The 19,937-nt window shown below is 59.9% G+C and carries 18 protein-coding genes; 16 read left to right on the top strand and 2 right to left on the bottom strand.

Going from position 1 to position 19,937, the window contains the following annotated elements; genetic code table 11:
* Nucleotides 1-27 precede the first annotated feature (27 nt).
* The 10 genes from IPP95_10010 to IPP95_09965 all read left to right on the top strand — a co-directional run bounded on the left by IPP95_10010 (nt 28) and on the right by IPP95_09965 (nt 11,315).
* The gene (locus IPP95_10010) at nt 28-495 is read left to right on the top strand and encodes a four helix bundle protein (GenBank protein QQS71522.1); all 468 of its coding nucleotides are present in this window, start codon (nt 28-30) and stop codon (nt 493-495) included.
* Entirely contained in the window at nt 492-1,172 is a 681-nt protein-coding gene (locus IPP95_10005; GenBank protein ID QQS71521.1) for a response regulator transcription factor, read from the top strand. Before IPP95_10010 ends, IPP95_10005 begins: the two co-directional genes overlap by 4 nt.
* Nucleotides 1,169-2,416: a HAMP domain-containing histidine kinase gene (locus tag IPP95_10000; GenBank protein ID QQS71520.1), complete on the top strand. Its 1,248-nt coding sequence runs from the start codon at nt 1,169-1,171 to the stop codon at nt 2,414-2,416. The genes IPP95_10005 and IPP95_10000 overlap by 4 nt, the downstream gene beginning before the upstream one ends.
* Before the next feature lie 65 nt (nt 2,417-2,481).
* Nucleotides 2,482-2,949 (top strand): PepSY-like domain-containing protein, encoded by a 468-nt coding sequence (locus tag IPP95_09995; GenBank protein ID QQS71519.1) that lies wholly within the window; start codon nt 2,482-2,484, stop codon nt 2,947-2,949.
* A gap of 151 nt (nt 2,950-3,100) precedes the next feature.
* A complete protein-coding gene (locus tag IPP95_09990; protein ID QQS71518.1) occupies nt 3,101-4,264 on the top strand; it encodes a TolC family protein in 1,164 nt (387 codons plus the stop codon).
* Between the two features lie 95 nt (nt 4,265-4,359).
* Entirely contained in the window at nt 4,360-5,244 is an 885-nt protein-coding gene (locus IPP95_09985) for an HlyD family efflux transporter periplasmic adaptor subunit (protein QQS71517.1), read from the top strand.
* A gap of 1 nt (nt 5,245) precedes the next feature.
* Nucleotides 5,246-8,296, top strand: a complete 3,051-nt coding sequence (locus IPP95_09980; protein QQS71516.1) for an efflux RND transporter permease subunit — start codon at nt 5,246-5,248, stop codon at nt 8,294-8,296.
* Between the two features lie 11 nt (nt 8,297-8,307).
* A complete protein-coding gene (locus tag IPP95_09975) occupies nt 8,308-9,327 on the top strand; it encodes a YncE family protein (GenBank protein QQS71515.1) in 1,020 nt (339 codons plus the stop codon).
* A gap of 429 nt (nt 9,328-9,756) precedes the next feature.
* Complete coding sequence (locus IPP95_09970; GenBank protein QQS71514.1) at nt 9,757-10,860, top strand: glycosyltransferase family 39 protein; 1,104 nt, start codon at nt 9,757-9,759, stop codon at nt 10,858-10,860.
* Nucleotides 10,861-10,973: 113 nt separating this feature from the next.
* Complete coding sequence (locus tag IPP95_09965) at nt 10,974-11,315, top strand: YegP family protein (GenBank protein ID QQS71513.1); 342 nt, start codon at nt 10,974-10,976, stop codon at nt 11,313-11,315.
* Between the two features lie 24 nt (nt 11,316-11,339).
* On the opposite strand, the gene IPP95_09960 is transcribed toward IPP95_09965, so the two are convergent.
* Both IPP95_09960 and IPP95_09955 read right to left on the bottom strand, forming a co-directional pair.
* Complete coding sequence (locus IPP95_09960; protein ID QQS71512.1) at nt 11,340-12,002, bottom strand: T9SS type A sorting domain-containing protein; 663 nt, start codon at nt 12,000-12,002, stop codon at nt 11,340-11,342.
* On the bottom strand, nt 11,999-12,973 hold the full coding sequence (locus tag IPP95_09955; GenBank protein ID QQS71511.1) for a glycoside hydrolase: 975 nt from the start codon (nt 12,971-12,973) through the stop codon (nt 11,999-12,001). The genes IPP95_09960 and IPP95_09955 overlap by 4 nt, the downstream gene beginning before the upstream one ends.
* A gap of 95 nt (nt 12,974-13,068) precedes the next feature.
* Here IPP95_09955 and IPP95_09950 point away from each other — a divergent pair, with 95 nt between their 5' ends.
* The 6 genes from IPP95_09950 (at nt 13,069) to IPP95_09925 (ending at nt 19,928) form a co-directional block, all read left to right on the top strand.
* Nucleotides 13,069-14,370, top strand: coding sequence for an NAD(P)/FAD-dependent oxidoreductase (locus tag IPP95_09950; protein ID QQS71510.1), 1,302 nt, complete (start codon nt 13,069-13,071; stop codon nt 14,368-14,370).
* Nucleotides 14,367-15,941, top strand: a complete 1,575-nt coding sequence (locus tag IPP95_09945) for a 4Fe-4S binding protein (GenBank protein QQS71509.1) — start codon at nt 14,367-14,369, stop codon at nt 15,939-15,941. Before IPP95_09950 ends, IPP95_09945 begins: the two co-directional genes overlap by 4 nt.
* On the top strand, nt 15,942-16,259 hold the full coding sequence (locus tag IPP95_09940) for a ribonuclease E inhibitor RraB (protein QQS71508.1): 318 nt from the start codon (nt 15,942-15,944) through the stop codon (nt 16,257-16,259).
* 197 nt (nt 16,260-16,456) lie between these two features.
* Nucleotides 16,457-17,149, top strand: coding sequence for a glycosyltransferase family 2 protein (locus IPP95_09935; protein ID QQS71507.1), 693 nt, complete (start codon nt 16,457-16,459; stop codon nt 17,147-17,149).
* Nucleotides 17,149-18,627, top strand: coding sequence for a glycosyltransferase family 2 protein (locus tag IPP95_09930; protein QQS71506.1), 1,479 nt, complete (start codon nt 17,149-17,151; stop codon nt 18,625-18,627). Before IPP95_09935 ends, IPP95_09930 begins: the two co-directional genes overlap by 1 nt.
* Nucleotides 18,624-19,928 carry a DUF2029 domain-containing protein gene (locus IPP95_09925; protein QQS71505.1) on the top strand — a complete coding sequence of 435 codons (1,305 nt, stop codon included), beginning with the start codon at nt 18,624-18,626 and terminating at the stop codon, nt 19,926-19,928. The genes IPP95_09930 and IPP95_09925 overlap by 4 nt, the downstream gene beginning before the upstream one ends.
* Nucleotides 19,929-19,937: the final 9 nt, after the last annotated feature.

Genomic DNA, 19,937 nt, shown 5'->3' with positions numbered 1-19,937 from the left:
GATTCCTAATTCCTGATCCAGCACTTCATGGCCACCATCACGACTTTCGAGGATCTCGGTATTTGGCAACAGGCGCGCTTGCTCTGCAAAGGGATCTGGGGGTTAACGCAGAAGGGTTCATTCGCAAGGGATTTCGCATTGAAGGATCAGATCAACCGGTCTTCCGGCTCCTGCATGGATAACATAGCCGAAGGCTTTGAACGCGATGGTAACCGGGAGTTTGGCCAGTTCCTTTCCATTTCAAAGGGCTCCATTGGAGAAACCCGATCACAGCCCTACCGAGCATTGGACAGCAGGCACATCACACAAGAGGAGTTCGATGCTGCTTTCTATAAGTGCAAGAATGAAAGCAAGGACATCGGGAACTTCATGCGCTACCTAAGAAACAGCGAAGAAGGGCGCGAAGTACGCTGGCAGGAATTAGCGATCAGCCATCAGGAATTAGGGTTCTCTTCAAATTTCCGACAGGGATCGCTCCATAGCTTGCACGCATGAAGGTGCTCCTCATCGAGGATGAAACGGAACTGCGCCGCACGATCCGGCAGTATTTGCAGGACGAGGGCCACTTGGTGGAATCCGCCACGGACTTCCCTTCCGCCATGGAAAAGGCGCAATTGCACAGCTACGACGCGGTGCTGGTGGACATCACTTTACCCCAGGGGAACGGGCTCGACATCGTGCGCGCATTGCGCAAGGCCGACAACGCCTGCGGCATCATCATCATCTCCGCCAAGGGTTCGTTGGACGATAAGGTGAGCGGCCTCGACCTCGGCGCGGACGATTATTTGCCCAAGCCTTTTCACTTACCGGAACTCGTGGCGCGCCTCCGGGCCTTGGTGCGACGCAAACAGGCCAAGGCACAGGACTCCATCACCATCGGAACCTTGCGGATCGTTCCGGATGACCGTTTGGCGGAAGCCGAGGGTACGCGCTTGGACCTTACGGGCACCGAGTTCGACCTACTACACTTTCTGGCCGTGAACAAGGACCGCGTCCTCTCTCGCAGCGCGATCCTGGAACACGTGTGGGGTGATCTTGCGGAGCGCCTGGACCGGGACGATTTTCTCTACGCGCACGTCAAGAACCTTCGGAAAAAGCTCTCGGCACACGAATGCGCCGACCTGATCAAGACCGTCTATGGTCTCGGCTACCGCATGAGCGACCGTGCATGAAACTGCTGCAACGCACCGCGCTCTACCAAGCCTTGCTGGCGCTACCGATGGTGGTGATCGGCACCGCCATCGGATATGGGCTGGTGCGCCATACGGTGACGCATGAAGTGGACGAAGCGCTGGAGGACCATGCCATACTGGTGCGCGATCGGATGCTCGCTTCGGAGCAGGACCTGGAGATCACCGCGCCCGATATGCTGTTGCGGATAGCACCCGGAACGATAGCGGGCGAACAATTCTCCGACACCGTGATCTATGACACGCTGCATGCGGAGGACATCCCTTGGCGCATCGGACGCTTCCCCGCGAAGGAGGCGGACGGCAGTGCGGCGGTCCTGACCATCGGCCGCTCGCAATTGGAGACGGATGATCTGGTGATGGGTATTGCGGTGAGCATCGCGGTGGTGCTGGTGCTGTTCACCTTGTGTACGCTGCTGCTGTTCCGCTGGCTCTCCGCGCACTTGTGGCGTCCTTTCCATACCAACCTGCAGGCCATGGAACGCTTCCGTCCAGATGCGCCCATTCCCATGCTCGCCCCATCGGACGTAGAAGAATTTGCGGGCATGGCGGGCACATTGGGCGGCATGATGGCCAACATGCAGCGTGACTTCACCGCGCAGAAACGCTTTACCGAACAAGCGGCACATGAGCTGCGCACCCCCTTGGCCATTCTGCGCGGAAGGTTGGACCAGCTGATCCAAAACCCAAGCATGGGCGAGCGCGAGGCAGGGACCATCCAAGGCATGTATACGGCCAGCGAGCGCATGGGCCGCACGATCTCCGACATGCTGACGCTGGCCAAGGTGGGCGATGGCGTATTCATTCCGCAGGAGGTGGATTGGTCAAGGGTCTTCCGCGAGGAACTGGTGCTGTTGAAGGACCCGATCGCGCAACGCCTGCTCACCGTGGAACTCATCGAGGAAGGCCGTTGTCGGATCAAGCTTCACCCGGTGTTGGCGCAATTGCTTGTGTCCAATTTGTTGGGCAACGCCGTACAGCACAACGTGCCGGACGGCTCCCTTTCCGTGGTCATCACGCAGGAAAGCATCACCGTGCGCAACACCGGCCCCGTGCTTTCCGCAGACCCGGCCTCGCTCTTCGACCGCTTCGCCAAGGGCGACCCCTCCAGCACTTCCCCCGGCCTTGGCCTTTCCATGGTGAAGGAGATCGCCGAGCGGAACGGGTTGCGTGTGGAATACATGGCGGCGAACGGGATGCACGCGATCATTGTGCGCAAAGGCTGAACGACGTCTTCAGGATCTCGACAGGTTCGCGTCAGTGCTTTGTACCGAACCAACAACCCGATCCCATGAAAACGCAATTGATGATCTTGTCGGTGCTGGCCATAAGCGCCACCGCCTGCGGGCAAAAAGTGAGCGAAGCCGATGTGCCACAACCTGTGAAGACCGCGTTCATGAAACAATTCCCCAAGGCGGAACACGCCCGTTGGGAAATGGAGACCATGACCGAATTCGAGGTGAACTTCAAGCAAGGCGCCGAGGCCATGAGCGCTACTTATGGCACTGCGGGCCAATGGATGGAGACCGAGAAGGACATCGAGATGGAGGCATTGCCTGAAGCGGTGCGCAACACGATCGCGTCCAAGTACCAGGACCAAAAACTGGAGGGCATCTCACATGTTGAAAGCCCAAAAGGCATCTTCTATGAGGTGGACATGGAAAAGGGAGAAACGTCCATGGAAGTGGTGTTCTCTACCGATGGCCAGGTGATCAAGGAAAAGGTGGAGGAACAGGACAACGACGAGGAGAACGACTAAGGTTTCAGCATACGGACTGAACGCGATGTCCATCCCTGAAGCAGATCCCGCCCCGCGCGCTCTCCGGCGTTGCGGGGCGGGTGCGTTCGGGGCTGTGCTAGCGATGATGTGTGCATGCGCGGTATCCCCGGTTAACGCGCAGACGCGCAGCTTGGACGACTACCTCCGCATCGCTGAGACCAACAGTCCGGTTCTGAAAGACCAAGCCTATCAACGGGATGCCTTGGCGCTGGACAGTTTCGAAGTGCGCGCCGTTTTCGGCCCGCAAGTCAATGGCAGCGGCCAATTCCTCTATGCCCCGAGCGGCGCCCATTGGGGCTACGACCCGGCCATCACGAACAGTGGCCTTTATTCGGCCGTGGTCGGCGCACAGGTACCGCTCTTCACCGGGGGCCGAAAACGAGCGGGCTTGGACCCGGTGGCCTTGCGCGGCAATGCGCTTCTGCTCGCGAAGGAAGGAACGTTGCTGGACCTCCATCAGCGCGTGACGGAGCAGTACATCAACACTTACGCGGATCAGCGCACCTTGGCCGCCGTACACGACCGTGTCCGCATACTGGACGAGGAGGAAGCGGTGATGAAGCACCTTGTCGAGCAGGGCATCTACCAGCAGGTCGACGGGATGAACCTACGCGTGACCGTGCAAGCACAACGCATCGCCGCCAGCAAGGCCACGGCATTGCTCCGCAACGACCTGTTGACATTGAACACGCTTTGCGGAAGCGCGGACACCGCGACGGTCGTACTTGCCCCGTTGAACTTACAGCCCCCGGTGGCATTCGATCCATCGGCCTCGCCCGGTTTGCGGCGATTCGCCGTGGACAGCTTGGCGAACGACATCGCCGACCGCAGCGTGGATCTGAACTACCGAGCGCGTCTGAACGCCGTGGGCGACGCGGGGCTGAACGCCGTCGTGATCCGCGACGTGCCCAACCGGTTCGGTGCCAGCGCGGGCCTCAACCTCAGCGTACCGATCTATGACGGCAACCGGCGCCGCACACAACATGACCGTATCGCCCTGCGCGAAAAAAGCCGTACGGCTTATCAAGACTTCTACGCGGATCAACTGCAACTGCGGCATGCACAGCTTCGCGAAGCGTTGGCCCAAGCTGACACCTTGATCGCGGGAACACAGCGCCAATCCGCCGGTGAGGAACACTTGATCGAACTCTACCGCTTGGAGCTGGAACATGGCCTGGTGCGGCTCACGGACCTTTTCCTCGCACTGGAGAACCATGCGCGCACGGTCAACGACATGATCCAGACGGAGGCCGACCGCTCGCACATCGTCAACGCTTTGATGCACTTACAATGATGAATGTTGAACCGCAGATCGCACGGATGAACGCAGATGATACGGATATGTGTCGGGTCAACATTGCGCCCTGTATGGTGGCTTTGTCACTACCGATGATCTTGATGCTTGCCGGTTGTGGTCCTGGCAGTCCAACTGGTGGTAGTGATGCCACCGACAGCCGCACGCCGGTGACCGTGACGCAGGTGAGGACCGGGTCGATCCAGAACACCGTGACGCTCAATGCAACGGCGCGTTTCATGCGAAAGAACACCGTCCGCTCCACGGTGAACGGCCGTGTGGAGCGCGCCAACATTGCTTTGGGTGATCACGTGATGGCGGGTAGAATGCTGTACGTACTACGCACCAAGGAGGCCGATGCGCTTGCGGGAATGGCCGAGCGCGACAGCAGTTTTCGGGTGAAAGGGAACATCATCATCAACGCGCCGGCCAGCGGGATTGCTGTTCAAGTGGACAAGCTGTTGAACGATTACGTGAGCGATGGTGACCAACTGGCCGTGATCGCCGACGCCAACAGCTCCATCTTCGTGATGGAGGTGCCCTATGAACTGGTGAGAAGTGTACATGTCGGCGCGGGCTGCACCATTGCGCTGCCCGATTCCAGCACCGTGGAAGGCGTCATCGCAACACCGCTTTCGGTGATGGACGCCGCCTCGCAAACGCAGAGCTGGGTGGTGAAGCCAAAGGGTTCCGCCGTATTCCCGGAAGGGCTTACCGGCACCGTGCGCATCACGGTGGACCGGCATGCCAGCGCACAGGTCCTTCCCGCGAGCTGCGTGCTCGGCAATGAGGAGATGACCAGCTTCTGGGTGATGCGCCTCGCCAACGACAGCACCGCGATAAAAGTGCCCGTGCAGCGCAGCATCGTCACCCATGACAGCGTAGAGGTGACGGAACCGCACTTCGCGACGGGCGACCGTTTCCTGCTCACCGGCGGCTACGGACTTCCGGACACGGCGAACGTGATCATCACCCGCTGAGATGAAAGACTTCTTCGTCCGCTACAAGAACCCCGTGGCCGTGATGCTCACGGTGGTCCTCATGGGCGGCCTGTTCACCTACACGCGCCTGCAGTCCTCCCTCTTTCCGGAGGTCACCTTCCCGAAGGTGAAGGTGATCGCGGACAGCGGCCTGCAACCCGCCGGGAAGATGATGGTGAGCGTGACGCGCCCGTTGGAAGCGGCGATCAAGCGGGTGCCGTCATTGCAGACCGTTCGCAGCGTCACCGGGCGGGGTAGTTGTGAGATCAGCGCCTTTCTCTCCTGGGATACGGACATCGACCTGGCCAAGCAGCAAGTGATCGCCGCCACGGATCAAGTGCGCGGCGCGCTGCCGCCGGGCACTACGCTCACGGTAGAGAAGATGGATCCCTCCATCCTGCCGGTAATGGGTTACGTGATCGGCGGAGGAAATAAGAGCGCGATCGAACTCAACCTCATCGCGGAGTACACCGTGCGGCCCTACCTCGCGCAGGTGCAGGGCGTCAGCGATGTGCGCACCATCGGCGGGCGGCGGAAGGAATACCGGATCACGCTGCGCCCGGAGGTGATGAGCGCGCTGCACATCGTGCCGGACACCATCAGCGCCGCGCTCGCCCGCACCAATTTCCTCAGCAGCGATGGCTGGCTTTTTACCAACCACCGCATGTACCTCACCGTCACCGATGCCACGGTGGGTTCGCTGGACGGACTGCGCCAACTGGTGATCAGCAACGACGGCAAACGGATCGTGCGGCTGGGGGACATCAGTGAGGTGAGCATTGCGGAGGAACCGGCCTATACCCGCGTGAACGCGAACGGTTCCAACGCCGTGCTTGTGGCGGTGGTGAAGCAGCCGAATGTCAACCTCATCGACATCACGGACGGCGTGCAGCAGCGCGTGAAGGAGCTCAACAGCGGATTGCTTCCGCAAGGTGTAAAGCTCGCGCCCTACTATGTGCAGGCCGACTTCGTGCGCGATTCCATCCGCAGTGTGCAGGACAGTTTATGGATCGGCCTGTTGCTCGCGATCGTGGTGGCTATGATCTTCCTTCGTTCTTGGCGCTCCAGCCTTGTGCTGCTCATCACCATCCCGGTGACGTTGGGCCTTTCGCTGATCGTGATGCACGCGCTCGGCCACACGTTGAACATCATGACGCTCGGTGCGCTGGCGGCGGCGATCGGCCTCATCATCGACGATGCCATCGTGGTGACCGAACAACTGCATCGCACGCACGAGGAGCACCCCGGACGCCCCACGCGGGAATTGATCGGAGGCTCCGTACGCTTCCTGCTGCCCGCGATGGTGGCCTCCTCGCTCAGCACCATCGTCATCTTCCTGCCCTTCGTGCTGCTCAGTGGCGTGGCGGGCGCCTATTTCAAGGTTCTGACGGACACGATGATCATCACGTTGGCGTGTTCGTTTTTGGTGACCTGGATCGGTCTGCCGGTGGTGTATCTGCTGCTGGCATCGCCGGTAGCGTCGACCCATCGGGTCGACAAACCGGTGCAACCGTCCGGCGGCCACTGGGTGCGTTGGTTCATCCGTAAACCTTGGTTGAGCTTCGGCTTTTTGGCGTTGATCGGCAACCTCGCCTTCTTCGCCGCGCAGCATTTGGAGACGGGCTTCTTGCCAGAAATGGACGAAGGCTCGATCGTCCTGGACTATACTTCGCCGCCCGGCACGTCGCTGGAGGAAACGGACCGCATGTTGCGCGAGGCTGAGAAGACCTTTGCCGCCGTGCCGGAGATCCAAGGCTATAGCCGCCGCACCGGCACGCAGATGGGCTTCTTCATCACCGAGCCCAACTACGGTGACTACCTGATCCAATTGAAGAAGGACCGGAAGCGCAGCACCACGGAAGTGATCGATGACATCCGCCATCGCTTCGAGGTCTCGCAGCCCGCGTTGCGCATCGACTTCGGGCAGGTGATCGGCGATATGCTCGGCGACCTGATGAGCAGCGTCCAGCCCATCGAGATCAAGGTCTTCGGCAACGACCAGCACCAGCTGCAGGCCTTGGCGAAAAAGGTGGCTCGCGTCGTGGAAAGCGTGTCGGGCACTGCGGACGTCTTCGATGGCATCGTGATCGCCGGACCTTCCGTGGACATCCGCACGGACGATCAGGCATTGGCACGTCGCGGACTCACACCGCAGGGACTCAACGACCAGCTCACCACGCAACTGCAAGGCACCAACGTGGGGCAGGTCTACGAACGGGAACTGGTGACACCGGTGCGCATGGTCTATCCACACGCCGCCACTACTTCACTCAGCGATCTGGAGCAGGCGCGCGTCTTCCTTCCCGGCGGAGCTTTGGTCTCGGCATCGCAGGTCGCGCAGATCGGCGTGAAGCCCGGCGAGGCCGAGATCGAACGCGAGGACCTGCAGCCCATGGTGCCGGTGACAGCGCGCCTCAACGGCCGTGATCTCGGCAGCGTGATGAAGGACATCCAGGCGGGTATCCGGAAGAACATCGCGCTGCCGCAGGGCTACCACATCACGTATGGCGGCGCATTCAAGGAGCAGCAGCAAAGCTTCCATGAACTGTTGATGATCCTCGGCGCCACGAGTATGCTCGTGTTCATCGTCCTGCTCTTCCTCTTCCGCGACCTGCGGGTGGCCTTGGTGATGCTGGCCATCGCGCTCTTCGGCGTCTGCGGCTGCATCCTAGCGCTCTTCCTCACCGGCACGCCGCTCAACGTGGGCAGCTACACCGGCATCATCATGATCGTCGGCATCATCGGCGAGAACGCCATCTTCACCTACCTCCAGTATGCGCACAACCGCAAGGAGCAAGGCGTGGACGATTCCCTCACCTATGCCATCGGCACGCGCCTGCGGCCGAAGCTGATGACCGCGCTCGGTGCCATTGCCGCGCTTTCGCCCATTGCCTTGGGCATCGGTGCGGGCGCGCAGCTGCACCAGCCCTTGGCCATCGCCGTGATCGGTGGCTTCATCCTCGCGCTACCGCTGTTGCTCATCGTGCTGCCCAGCATGTTGCGGCTGGTGCATCGCGGCGCAGCAGGTCAGGAATCTTCCCCAACAACCTAACTCACACGAACATGAAAACGAAGATCCTCGGTCTTTGCCTCGCGATCCTCGCGGGCCACGCCTGTCTTGCTCAGGACGGCTATGGCGTCGTCAACAAATTCCCGGTCCCGGGCGATGGCCATTGGGACCTGCTCGCCGTGGATGATGCCACGGGCCGCGTCTTTCTTTCGCATGGCATGGAGACCAATGTCGTGGATGGAAAGACCGGCAAACTCCTCGCCACCATCCCGCACACCAATGGCGCGCATGGCATCGCGATCGCTCCGGAAATGAGGAAGGGATTCATCAGCTGCACAGACGATTCCTCGGTGGTCATCTTCGATCTTGACAACTATAGTGTGCTGGCCCATGTGAAGGTGAACGGCGCCAGCCCCGACGCGATCATCTACGATCCGTTCTCACACGATGTGGTGGTGTTCAATGGGCACAGCTCCAACGCCACGGTGATCGATGCGAAGTCCAACAGCATTGTCACCGACATCGCGTTGCCCGGAAAGCCTGAGCTGGCAGTGAGCGACGCCGAAGGGCACGTCTACGTGAACCTGGAGGACAAGAGCATGGTCTGCGCGATCAATACGTCCTCGTGGAAAGTGGAACACAGCTGGCCGCTTGCACCCGGTGAAGGTCCCAGCGGCCTGGCCCTGGACAATGCCACGCATCGCCTCTTCTCCAACTGCGACAACAAGCTGATGGTAGTTATGGATGCGCAGAGCGGAGAGGTGATCACCACGCTGCCGATCGGTGACCATGTGGACGGGGCCGTTTTCGACCCCGCCACCAAGCGCGCATACGCGCCGAATGGCGAAGGCACATTGACGGTTGTGCAAGAGGACGCCGCGGACAAATTCCATGTGCTTTCCACGGTGCCCACGCAAAAGGGCGCGCGCACCATCGCCATTGATCAGCACACGCACCACCTCTACCTGCCCACTGCGCAATTCGGCCCGGCGCCGGCACCCACGCCGGAAATGCCACGGCCACGACCGTCGCTGGTCAGCGGCTCATTCGTCCTCCTGGATGTAACTGAATGAGGTCTGCAAAAACCTGTCCATCCTTGAATACCTCATCTGCTCCCCAAGTGCTGGTCCGGATCTTTCCAGAACAGGCAAAGCGAATTCCTGATCTGGCCCCCAAATGGTATAAGGCCCATATCCTAGGCTAACTTTCAGTTCAAAAACGGTCTGAGCATCATGATCTCATCACACACTACAGGACCGGTTGGAGCGGATCAGCCTACACCGCGCAAGGAATGGCTGCATCGCCCGTGGTTATTGTGGTCCATCGTCGGACTTGGGCTATTGTTCGGAGCGATACGCCTCTGGCAAGACCCTCCTTCGATGGCTGACGACCAGACCGACAATTGGTGGCCTGTAAGTTTGAGCGTAGCAGATGGCCAGGGATATGTACAATGTCTACCCGACTATTTTCCTTTCTGCGGTCCAGGCAACGATGCTACTGCCATGCGTGAGCCGTTGCCGATTTACTTCTTTGCTGCGGTCGCCTCCATTCTTCGTTCCCTTGAAGTGGCGGGACTTGTGCAGCTCTTCTTGCAGTTGCTGATCATTGTAGTGATCCATCGGATGGCGCGAGAATTGGCGGGAGAACGGACCGCATTGATCGCTGCGGCCATTTGGGCGGTGTACCTGCCAGGTCTCTTGGTGATACCGGAGATCGCCGGAGATGTCTTGGCCACGTTGACGGCGACTCTGGGCTTCTGGTTCTACTTACGGGCATGGCGTACGGAGAAACCGGCCCACTGGGCACTCGCTGGTGCCCTCATGGGACTTGCCGTGCTTTCACGGTCCGCGGTCCTCGTCACGACAGTGCCGCTTTTTCTGGCACTCCTTTGGAAAGTGCACCGCTTGGACCTCGGGTTGAAACTCAAACTCGGGAGCGTTCTGGCCTTCGTCCTGGCCCTTTCCTTCACTTTACTTCCGTGGGCAGTGCGCAACGAAATGGTCTTTCATAGCCCCGTGATCGGCTCAACGTTGACCGGCTACAATATCCTGCGGCAAAACCATCAACTGCCGACCAACGACCCCTATCGCTTCATCAACCACACGGAGACCCTACCCGTGATCCATGCTGCCCTGGCCCGCCATCCGGAACTCACCGGCCATGAGAACGAGGCACAAGTGGACCGCATATACAAGACTGAAGGTCTGGCCGTAATCAAGGCGAACAAGATGCGCTATCTGTTGCTTTGCACCTACCGGTTCCTTCCGCTTTGGTTCAATTGGGGCGTATATGCGGCTTATGGAAGAACAGCCGGCATGTTCGACTATCTCATGGGGACACAACAGTTGGCTTTATTGGTTTTGGCCCTGATCGGTCTCTGGTCCGCCCCCAAGCGCGGATGGCTATTGGCATTCTGCGTGGCCGTATTCTGCTTGGCCCATATGGCGATCATCGCCCGATTGCGCTACGTGATCCCGGTGATGCCGGTGGTCATTCTCTTCGCTGCGATCGCGATCGACCGCTTTTGGTCATGGATCGTGAGAGCTGATCGGACCGGCCCTGCCGACAATGGGTCGTCGAAACAGCACTTCGGTATCCTTCAGTAGTTGTTGGCGGTATCGCCGGGGGGTCTGTTGGTTGAGGGCGGGCTCTGGATCATTTGCTTTCCACCTTGCCAACAATTGTCCGGGGTTATTTGTTACGCATAAAACCAATGACCATGGCAACATTCGAACTCTACACCGACAAAGCCGATCAATTCCGCTTTCGCCTGAAAGCCGGCAACGGGGAGATCATCCTGGCGAGCCAGGGCTATACGGCGAAGGCATCCGCGATGAACGGCATTGAGAGCGTTAAGATCAATGCTCCGGACGATGCGAACTATGAATGCAAGACCACGGAGGCCGGTGCTTCATTCAACCTCTTGGCCGCCAATCAGCAGGTGGTGGGTTCCAGTCAGGTCTATACCACGGAAGCTTCGCGCGACAACGGCATTGAAAGCGTGAAGAAGAACGCTCCGATAGCCAATATCCTGGAGATCCAGATCACTGAGATCTCCTGATCTGGAACACCGGTCGGTCCGCTCTCAACGTTTCACGAACTTCCCGTTGAAGGTGCGGCCATTCGCCACCGCCAGGAAGAAATACAGGCCGGCGGGCAACCCGTCCAAGTTCAGCTCAATGGCCGGACCTGGTTGCGCAAGCCGTTCCCATACCACTGAGCCGGCTGTGTTCCGGATGCGCAGATCCACCGCCATGTTCAAAGGCACATCCACGACCAAGGTGGCCACATCCGCCACCGGGTTTGGGAAGAAGCGCTGATCGCTTTCATTAAGCTGTTGAAAGAACACGGACTTGATCGAGCTGTACCCGTCGAAGCCGAGCTTGAGGCGGTAGAAGACTTTGCTCAGCTCCGGCGGGGAGGGATCGAACCAGGTATAGGGCGTAGAGCTTTCGGAGCTTCCGCAGATGCCTTGGATGCGGTGTACCATGACGAAATTCACACTATCCGTAGAGCGTTCCACGTCCTGCCCGTCGCAGGTGCTACCGCCGTGGATGGTCCAGTTCACCAGTACGCCGTTGGGCAATTCCGTCAATGCGTAGGCCGAGAGGAATGGATGCTCCTGTGCGGTCGCCAGGCCGGCTCCGAAGAGCACGGCAAGAAAGACAAGAATGGATGTGGTCCGATAGTGCATGCCGAGATCGTATGTGATCGGTCGCACGGGAGCGGGAATACTGACACGCTTCACCTGCCATTGAACTCCGACCGCAGGACGTCCATCGCAGCTCTCCCCTGCGGGGAAAAGCCATTACCTCTTCGCGCTTCGTCCTTGGGAACATAGGCGAACCACTTCCACACGAAACAACCCGCGTACCATGGCTTATCGGCATAGACATTGAAGAATGCTTGCCACGCCTGTGCCTGCGCCGGCTCATCGAGGGGCGCTTCGGGGTCACTGCTCCAAGGCCGGGCCGCGCAATCGGACGTGCAGCAGTAGCCCATTTCGGTGAAGAGCACCGGGCGGTCCTCGACGGTTGATAGCCGTTCCAATTCGTCCGCGTGTTGCCTCCAGCCAGCTTCCAATTCCATCAGTGTTGGCCGGACCTTATCGCATATCGGGTAGTAGCCGTCCACGCCGATGTGGTCCATGCGGCCCCAGAACGGAAAGCTCGATGCCTCGTCCCAGTTCGCGGCGTAGGTGAGCGGGCCTTGGAAGGTGTCACTGATCTTGTCGATGAGCTTGTTCCAATAGATGGGCCGGGCCTGCACGAAGGCTTGCATCTCGGTGCCGATGCAGAAGAGGTCCACGCCGATCTCGCGTGCCAGCTTCGCATAGTAGAGGATGTACTCCTGGTAGCTCTGTTCGTACGGTTCCCAACCGATCGTGCTGTCCGGCACGTAGGTGCCGGTGAATTCACCGTGACCCAACCACAGATGCGGTTTCAACATCACCTTCATGCCGTGCGCCTTCGCCATGCGCACCATGGCTCGGATGCCAATGGGCATTTCACCCCAGTACTGACCGCCATCGGGATTGAAACGGACCTTGGCATCCTCGGTGCGCGCGAAAGCATAAGGCATCAGGCAGATCCAATTCGCACCGATGGCCTGCACCTGCGCGATGCTGGTATCTCCCACCTCGTTCCGTGGCGCGCTGAAGCACACGCCCTCGATCCGCTGTGCTTCGGCCCCGCCCGGCAAGCACAGGGCAAGTGCCAAGCACAGGGCGCAGAAGAATCGTGTTGTCAGGTACATTGCGAAGGAGGCGACAGCCTGAAAGAAATGCGCCGCCGTACAAAAATCGCACATCCCGCATGAGCAATCCCCGCATCGTCATTATCGGCAACGGCATCAGCGGCATCACGGCGGCGCGCCACATCCGCAAACGCAGCGATGCGGAGATCACCGTGATCGGCAAGGAGAGCGAGCACTTCTTCAGCCGCACCGCGCTGATGTACGTGTACATGGGCCACATGCGCTACCAGGACATCAAGCCCTACGAGGACCACTTTTGGGAGAAGAACCGGATCGGGCTGAAGCACGGAACGGTGACGCGGGTCGACACGGAACGAAAGATCGTGGAGCTGACCGATGGGGGCACGTTGACTTACGACAGCCTCATCATCGCCACGGGCAGCGAGTCGAACCGCTTCGGCTGGCCCGGGCAAGACCTTCCCGGCGTGCAAGGCCTGTACAGCTTGCAGGACTTGGAGTCGATGGAGGAGAACACCAAGGGCATCCAACGCGCGGTGATCGCGGGAGGCGGATTGATCGGTGTGGAAATGGCGGAGATGCTGCGCACGCGCAACATTGACGTGACCTTCCTTGTGCGGGAGCACAGTTACTGGGGCGGCATTCTTCCGAAGCAGGAAGCAGGAATGATCACCCGGCACATGCAGGAACACGGTGTTGAGTTGAGGTTCAACACCGAGTTGGAGGAAGTGCTTGCAGGCGATGACGGCCGCGTGCGGGCCATAAGTACCAAGGGCGGTGAGGAGATCGCATGCGGCTTCGTGGGCTTGGCCGTGGGCGTTCACCCGAACATCGCTTGGCTGAAGGGAAGTCCCGAGATCAAAACAGGGAAGGGCGTCTTGGTGAACGAAAACTTGGAGACAAGCGCTTCGGACGTTTACGCCATCGGCGACTGCGTGGAGTTCCACAAACATCCCGATCCTCAACGCAAGAACATTGAACAGGTGTGGTACACCGGGCGCATGATGGGCGAGACCGTGGCGCTCACGATCACCGGGGAACGCACGGCTTACGATCCCGGCATCTGGTTCAACAGCGCCAAGTTCTTCGACATCGAATACCAGACCTACGGCTGGGTACGGAACAACCTACAGGAAGGCGAGGCCGATCACTACTGGGAGCACCCAAACGGCAGGTCCGCACTGCATCTGGTCTGGAACGCGGAGAGCCGCGTGCTGCACGGCGTGAACAGCTTCGGCTTCCGTTTGCGGCATGAGGTGTTCGACCGTTGGTTGCGCGAAAAGGCCACGGTGGACCACGTGGTCCAGCACCTGCACGAAGCGGCGTTCGATCCGGAATTCTTCGAGCGTACGGAGATGGCCGTCCGCGCATCGTTCAACCAAGCAACGAGCGTGATCGCATGAGCCGTTCGGATCACAGTCTCTCGATCGCCGCACCCCATAGCGGCACCTTGGACGGATCGCAGAAGATCGCGTTGGCGGTAGCGTCCATGGGCGTGTTGGTGCTATTCGTAAGCTTGCCGATGGGAACAGTTCCACATGCTGGTCTTTGGCTCACTGGCGCATTACTGGCCATCGCACTTGGCGGCGCGGGCTATGCGTGGCGCACCTATGCGCATCATCCGGCGGGCATCAAGAACAACGGCGTCTGGCACAACGGCCTCACCTCGCGCGGTGCGGTGGCCTGGGTGTTGGGCGTGCTGCTCACGGGCTTTTACGTGGTGCTCTACTTCTACCCGCAATACCTCGGCCTCGGTGGCGATGGCAAGGCGAACACGGGGACCGTCGCGCTGTTCGATCCGCTCAGCAGGCTCCTCAGTGGCAATGCGGCCTCACAATGGTTCGTGTACGGCACGCTCTACACGGTGGCCATCCTCTCCATGGGCTTCAAGTTCATCTTGAAATACCGCCATAACAAATACGAGGTGGTGCGCACCACCTCGGTGATGTTCTTCCAGCTCGGATTCGCCTTTCTCATCCCCGAGCTGCTCGCGCGACTCAGCCTGCCCTACGACGATTTCAAGAACATGTGGCCGCTGAACTACTACTTCTTCGACGAGTGGAATGTGAAAGGGATGCTGGACGCAGGAGGTTTTGGCCTCTTCATGCTGCTCTTCGGCGTGGCGATGATCTTCCTCATCTCACCGATACTCACCTACTTCTATGGCAAGCGTTGGTACTGCTCATGGGTGTGCGGCTGCGGTGGCCTCGCGGAAACGGCCGGTGATCCCTTCCGGCAGCTCAGCGACAAGAGCTTGAAGGCATGGAAGATCGAACGCTGGGCGGTGCATTCGGTGCTCGTCTTCGCGGTGGTGATGACGGCTGCGCTCGTGTACAGCTACCTCGGCGGCGACAGCGCGAAAGGTTTCTGGGTCACACGCGGCATGCTGCTCGGCATCATCGTGTTGACCTTGGGCTTCGTGGTCGCCGTGCTCTTGATCCGCCCCGGCATGGTGAAGGAGGTACACAAGGCGGTGCGCTACGGTGCGATGGGCATCCTCGCGGTCATCATCGGCCTCACCGCATACGCTTACATCTCCGGCGGCAGCGACATCTTTTTCGTGCAGAGCTATCCGCTGCGGAACGCGTACGGCTTCGCGATCGGCGCGATCTTCAGTGGCGTGGTAGGCGTGGGTTTCTATCCTTTGCTGGGCAGCCGCGTATGGTGCCGCTTCGGTTGCCCCATGGCGGCGGTGCTCGGTTTGCAGCAACGCTTCTTCTCGCGCTTCCGCATCACCACTAACGGAGGGCAGTGCATCAGCTGCGGCAATTGCAGCACCTATTGTGAAATGGGTATCGACGTGCGCAGCTACGCCCAACGCGGCGAGAGCATCGTGCGCGCAAGCTGCGTGGGCTGCGGCATCTGCGCAGCGGTGTGCCCGCGGGGCGTGCTGAAATTGGAGAACGGCAAGCCGTCAGGACTCGTGAGCAGTGATCCGATCGCGATCGGAAGAACGGGGGCTACCTTGCGTTGAATGGACGAAAAGGAGTGGGCTCTTGAGCATCTGCGCAACGACGATCCTGACCGGGAGCGATCAGTGATCCATTGGTTCTACTTCAAGGAAAAGGAGGACATGGACCGCTTGATCGTGGAAGCGTTGGACCAGGGCTATAATGTGGACAGTTCCAGCAAGCTCGAAGGGAAGGAGCGACCTTGGGGCCTGGTCCTGACGGACACGCACTCCGTGGACTTTGACACGCTCATCGCGAAACATGCTCTGCTGACACGCTTCGCGGAGCGCTTCAAAGGCTTTTATGACGGACATGAGTATGCCATCGAGGTGAGCGACTGAGCATCTTCCGGATAGCCTCCAAGCGTGCAATTCCACATCTCAGCTGCAGATCTGCACGAAGGGCTCGGATCTCTTTCCGTTCATCGGCACCTTTGCCGTCAGTTCCATCCAATCCCGGCGACACCCAGTAATGTGTGCATCGACCGCCACGAAGGACGATCCTTGACGCCACCTCCACGCTCCCCGCGCGATACCCAATGCCAGTACCCATCATCGACGTTATCATTCCCGCGTTCAACGAGCAAGAAGCCGTGGGATTCGTGGTGTGCGACATTCCGAAAGATCTGGTGCGCCACATCGTGGTGGTGAACAACGCCAGCAGTGACAAGACGAGCGAGATGGCGCGCGCGGCAGGGGCCATCGTGGTGGACCAGCCGGAGCGCGGCTACGGGAACGCCTGCCTCAAGGGGATCGCGCAGGTGGCCAAACATCAACCACTACCGGACATCGTGGTCTTCATCGATGCGGACAACAGCGATCATCCGGAACAGATGACGGAGGTGGTAGCGCCGATCCTGGAGGCCCGTGCGGACTTCGTGATCGGCTCCAGAGCCTTGGGCCGTCGCGATACCGGCAGCATGATGCCGCAACAGATCTTCGGCAATTGGCTGGCGACACGGCTGCTCAAGATTTTCTACGGGGTGAAGTACACCGACCTCGGCCCGTTCCGTGCGATCCGCTGGGATGCGCTCCAAGCCATGCACATGCGCGACCGTACCTTCGGATGGACCGTGGAGATGCAATTGAAGGCCGCGAAACAGAAGCTCCGCATCGCTGAGGTGCCGGTGGATTACCGAAAGCGCATCGGCTTCTCGAAGATCAGCGGCACCGTGAAAGGCTCGGTGCTGGCGGGCTGGAAGATCATCACCACCATCATCAAGTACCGCTGATGGCCCTCGCGATCCTCATCGTCTATGCCGTGCTGTTGAGCTTCATCCTGCTGTTCAGCCTGGTGCAATTGCAGCTTACTTGGGCCTATCGCCGCAGGGATCGGAACGAACGGCCAACGCCTGAATTCGGATCCGGGCAACAACTGCCCCGCATCACCGTGCAATTGCCGATCTACAACGAGCGGAACGTGGTGGAGCGTCTGATCGATGATGTCGCTGCGATGGACTGGCCGCGCGACCGCTTCGAGGTGCAGGTGTTGGATGACAGCAATGACAGTACGGTGGATCGTGCTACCGCGCGGATCGCATACTGGCAGAAGCAAGGCGTGGACATCACCCATGTCCGCCGCCCGGAACGCGTTGGCTACAAGGCCGGCGCGTTGGCGTACGGACTGGAGCGCGCAAAGGGCGAACTGATCGCCGTGTTCGATGCCGACTTCCTTCCTCCGAAAGACCTGCTCCGCTCCGTGGCACCGTGGTTCAACGACCCGAGGATGGGCATGGTGCAAACGCGCTGGGGGCACCTGAACCGCGACGCCAACCTGCTCACGCGCCTGCAAGCATTCGGGCTGGACGCGCACTTTTCCGTGGAACAGACCGGCCGCGAAGGGCTGAAGCATTTCATCAACTTCAACGGCACGGCTGGTGTTTGGCGCAAGAGCTGCATCACCGATGCGGGAGGCTGGCAGGCCGACACGCTAACGGAGGACCTCGACCTGAGCTACCGCGCACAGCTCAAAGGCTGGCACTTCCACTACCTCGAGAACGTGGTCTCCCCTGCGGAACTCCCGGCCGCGATGAACGCGCTGAAAACGCAGCAGTACCGCTGGAACAAGGGTGCCGCGGAATGCGCCGTGAAAAACCTGCCCAGCGTCCTGCGTCGCGGCGACCTCTCCTTCGGGACCAAGGTGCATGCGCTTTTCCACCTGATGAACAGCACTGTCTTTGTGGCCATCCTCGGCACCGCACTGCTCAGTGTTCCGCTCTTGTTGGTGAAGCAGGGTCATCCCGAATTCCATGTGCTCTTCAACACCGCGATCATCTTCACCTTCGCCTTGCTGGTGCTGGTCGTGTTCTATTGGACGTCCTACCGGCAACACCGCCCCGGATGGCGCGGGGCACTGTCCTTCCTTTGGACCTTCCCTGCTTTCCTCTCGGTAAGCATGGGCCTTTCGCTGCACAACGCGATCGCGGTGCTGGAAGGATATGCGGGACGTAAAACGCCTTTTATGCGCACCCCGAAATCCGGTGGCACCGGCACCGACAAAGCCATAGCCCGCGACGGTTATTGGAGAAGCGCGATCACGCCGATCGCATTGCTGGAAGGCGCGATCGCAGCATATGCGGTGCTTGGTATCGTGATCGCATTCCGGGTAAACGATCTCGGATTGCTCCCTTACCATATCATGTTGGCCTTTGGCTTCGGCTCGGTGTGCTGGTTCTCCTTGTCGCATTCCTTGCGGACGGCCGCCCGATGAACGCCCGCAACGCATTTCGTCCCGAGTCCTTCCTCCTGCTTGCGGCCGCGGTGTACTTCCTCGGCTATGGCCCGGACCGCTCTCGGAGCATGCCCTTGTTGCTGGGCTTCGCCGTGGCCTTTGCTGCCTACCTCTGGTCCGTGCGAAAGGCGGGCTTCTCCTGGAACCAACTCCTGGTCATCGCCGTTGCCTTCCGCCTGTTGCTGTTCCTCGCCCCCATCACATGGACGGACGACCACTACCGCTACATCTGGGACGGGCTCTGCTCCATCCATGGCATTTCCCCATTCGCTTTCACGCCTGATGTGCTGGTAAAAACGATGCCGGAGATCTTCACGCCCGCGTTGTATGCGAAGCTGAATTCGCCGCACTTCTATTCGGTGTACCCGCCATTGGCGCAGGCGGGATTCGCGTTGGCGGCATGGATCGGGCATGGAAGCGTTTGGGCATCCACACTCGCCCTGCGCGGGATCGCGATCGCCTTCGACATGGCCACCATCGGGGTGCTTGGGCTGTTGCTGAAGAACGATCCGGGCCGTGTGCGCAAGGTCGCGCTGTATGCGCTGAATCCATTGGTACTGTTGGAATTCTCCGTGAACGTCCACACCGAGGTGCTGATGATCGCACCCTGCCTATGGGCCATCCACTTGTTCCGTCGGGCACGCTGGAATGTTTCCGCGATCTTCCTCGCCATCGGGGCCGCCATCAAGTTGTGGCCGTTGCTTTTTCTTGCTTGGCTGCCGTCCCGGTCGGGATCGAAACGTTCGGTCCGGTACATCGCGATCGCACTTGTCCTCTTCATCGTGTCGTGGGTCCCGTTCTGGACACCGGGCTTCTTCGCGCACTTCGGCAGCAGCCTGAAGCTCTACGTGAGCTGGCTCGAATTCAACGGCGTGCTGTTCGAGGGACTGCGCCGCGCGATGGGCGATGCACTGGTGAAAGGCACGGGCCTGTTGAGCGTGATCACGTTGATCGGGCTGGGCGTGTATTCATTCACACTATGGAAGAAGAAGCGTGCGGATTGGCCCGAGGCGATGCTCTGGTTGCTGGCCATCTATCTTTTCGGTGCGCAGGCCGTGCAACCGTGGTACGTCCTGCCGCTGCTCGCTTTCGCAGTGCTCACCGGCTGGCGCTGGCCCGTGCTGTGGACGTTGCTGATCGTGCCCACCTACCTCACGTACAGCACCGTTCCTTTCACCCAGCCCTATTGGTGGATCCCTTTGGAATATGGGATACTTGCCATGTTCATGCTTTGGGAGATGCGGCAACATCGCCGGGAAGGAATTGCCGCCCCTGGATGAGGGCACCGC

The organism is Flavobacteriales bacterium (assembly GCA_016700415.1).
Lineage (GTDB): Bacteria > Bacteroidota > Bacteroidia > Flavobacteriales_F > PHOS-HE28 > PHOS-HE28.
The sequence above is the reverse complement of the archived record's forward strand: the minus strand, read 5'-3'. Positions and strand labels throughout refer to the sequence as shown.

Bases quoted from the DNA above. Each gene is read 5' to 3' on its own strand.
- IPP95_10010 (QQS71522.1), top strand. From the start codon at position 28: ATGGCCACCATCACGACTTTCGAGGATCTCGGTATTTGGCAACAGGCG.
- IPP95_10005 (QQS71521.1), top strand. From the start codon at position 492: ATGAAGGTGCTCCTCATCGAGGATGAAACGGAACTGCGCCGCACGATC.
- IPP95_10000 (QQS71520.1), top strand. From the start codon at position 1,169: ATGAAACTGCTGCAACGCACCGCGCTCTACCAAGCCTTGCTGGCGCTA.
- IPP95_09995 (QQS71519.1), top strand. From the start codon at position 2,482: ATGAAAACGCAATTGATGATCTTGTCGGTGCTGGCCATAAGCGCCACC.
- IPP95_09985 (QQS71517.1), top strand. From the start codon at position 4,360: ATGATCTTGATGCTTGCCGGTTGTGGTCCTGGCAGTCCAACTGGTGGT.
- IPP95_09980 (QQS71516.1), top strand. From the start codon at position 5,246: ATGAAAGACTTCTTCGTCCGCTACAAGAACCCCGTGGCCGTGATGCTC.
- IPP95_09975 (QQS71515.1), top strand. From the start codon at position 8,308: ATGAAAACGAAGATCCTCGGTCTTTGCCTCGCGATCCTCGCGGGCCAC.
- IPP95_09970 (QQS71514.1), top strand. From the start codon at position 9,757: ATGCGTGAGCCGTTGCCGATTTACTTCTTTGCTGCGGTCGCCTCCATT.
- IPP95_09965 (QQS71513.1), top strand. From the start codon at position 10,974: ATGGCAACATTCGAACTCTACACCGACAAAGCCGATCAATTCCGCTTT.
- IPP95_09950 (QQS71510.1), top strand. From the start codon at position 13,069: ATGAGCAATCCCCGCATCGTCATTATCGGCAACGGCATCAGCGGCATC.
- IPP95_09945 (QQS71509.1), top strand. From the start codon at position 14,367: ATGAGCCGTTCGGATCACAGTCTCTCGATCGCCGCACCCCATAGCGGC.
- IPP95_09940 (QQS71508.1), top strand. From the start codon at position 15,942: ATGGACGAAAAGGAGTGGGCTCTTGAGCATCTGCGCAACGACGATCCT.
- IPP95_09935 (QQS71507.1), top strand. From the start codon at position 16,457: ATGCCAGTACCCATCATCGACGTTATCATTCCCGCGTTCAACGAGCAA.
- IPP95_09930 (QQS71506.1), top strand. From the start codon at position 17,149: ATGGCCCTCGCGATCCTCATCGTCTATGCCGTGCTGTTGAGCTTCATC.
- IPP95_09925 (QQS71505.1), top strand. From the start codon at position 18,624: ATGAACGCCCGCAACGCATTTCGTCCCGAGTCCTTCCTCCTGCTTGCG.